The following is a 1,577-nucleotide window of genomic DNA, read 5'->3' on the forward strand; positions in this document are numbered from 1 at the left end:
TTTTATTAAAACAGAGGCTATTTACAGAAAAGTGGTGCTGGGGATAACTCCCAGCACCAACTTTGTCTACAGTCTGAGCTCTTCAACGAAAGTTGAGGAGCTTTTTGTGATTCCAAAAAGGAAAAAACAGAGCGCACTCTATTTACAGGTAGTACCAATGGTGCTAGAATGAATAACAGATTGACACTACCAGGAAAAGACGGAGGAATGAAAAAATGAAAGCAGTAAAAAATGGGAAAATTGTAATTATCGGAGCAGGACATGTAGGATCTCATTGCGGACTGAGTCTTATGATGCAGGGACTGGCAGATGAGATCGTATATATTGATATAGATAAGAATAAAGCGGCAATGCAGGCACTTGATCTTGATGATATGGCCTCTAATCTGGATAGAGATTTTACAGTGAGAGCCGGAGATTATTCCGACTGTGCGGATGCGCATATCGTTGTGATGGCGGCCGGAAAGAGCCGTCTTCCGGGACAGACAAGGCTGGATATGTTCGATGATTCGATCAAGATGATGAATACGATCGTAGGACCGTTAAAAGAGTCAGGATTCCATGGGATTCTGATCAGCATTTCCAACCCGGCAGACATCATTGCTGATTTTTTAAGAAAAAGACTGGGACTTCCAAGAAATCAGGTATTCAGCACCGGAACATCTCTGGATTCAGCAAGACTCCGCAGAATGTTATCTGAGATCACCGGCGTAAGCCGTCATTCCATTCAGGCTTATTGTATGGGTGAGCATGGGGATTCACAGTTCATTCCGGTATCACATATACAAATTGGCGGAATACCGGTAAAAGAATACCTGAGCATTCATCCGGAATACCGGGATAAAATGGATTTTGATAAGATCAGTGCGGAGGATAAGGTCTGTGGATTTCACATCGTAGAGGGAAAAGGCTGTACAGAATTTGGAATCGGTGCCGTACTCAGCAATATTACAAGAGCAGTCATGCATGATGAAAAGAGAATCCTTCCGGTATCCGTTCTCCTTGAAGGAGAATATGGAGAACAGGGTATTCCGGCGGGAGTACCATGTGTAATCGGGAAAAATGGTGTGGAAGAGATTCTGGAAATCTCCCTGACAGAGAAAGAAAAAGAGCAGCTTCATAATTCATGTAACGTCATCCGGGGATTCGTCGAGAAAGCCGATCAGATGTAAAAATCGTTAATATTTTAATTACTTTTGGATGTGTTGCATTTTATAGCGTCCTATGTTACATTGACAACAGAGTACAAAAAGAATCAGAAAGAGCCAAAAACAGTGCCCCTCTAACAACAGAGACCGGAACAGGATAACCGGCAGACAAGTATGTCTTATAGGAGGTAATTGTAACATGGCAATTTCAATCGGCATTAACGGATTTGGACGTATTGGACGCGTAGCACTCCGTATCGCCATTAATCAACCAGACACTTTTGCAGTTTGCCGAAATATCTTTCTAACTTTCCCTATTTTACAGGCTTTTCAGCCCATTCATTAGTGAAATGATATGTATTTTCCCTTATTTTTGCCCTTATGAGATAATCGTAAGGGAAATAAGGGAAAGTTTTATTTAGTCGTTGC

1 protein-coding gene is annotated in these 1,577 nt (G+C 41.9%); it reads left to right on the forward strand.

From position 1 onward, the window contains the following. The first annotated feature begins 215 nt into the window (after positions 1-215). A complete protein-coding gene (locus tag GT508_RS14320; RefSeq protein WP_161144521.1) occupies positions 216-1,172 on the forward strand; it encodes an L-lactate dehydrogenase in 957 nt (318 codons plus the stop codon). The last annotated feature ends 405 nt before the right edge of the window (positions 1,173-1,577 follow it).

Origin of the sequence: Dorea sp. BIOML-A1, assembly GCF_009875615.1 — a bacterium.
GTDB lineage: Bacteria > Bacillota > Clostridia > Lachnospirales > Lachnospiraceae > Dorea_A > Dorea_A amylophila.

Excerpts from the sequence above, each read along its gene's own strand:
- GT508_RS14320 (WP_161144521.1), top strand. The coding sequence starts at position 216 with ATGAAAGCAGTAAAAAATGGGAAAATTGTAATTATCGGAGCAGGACAT.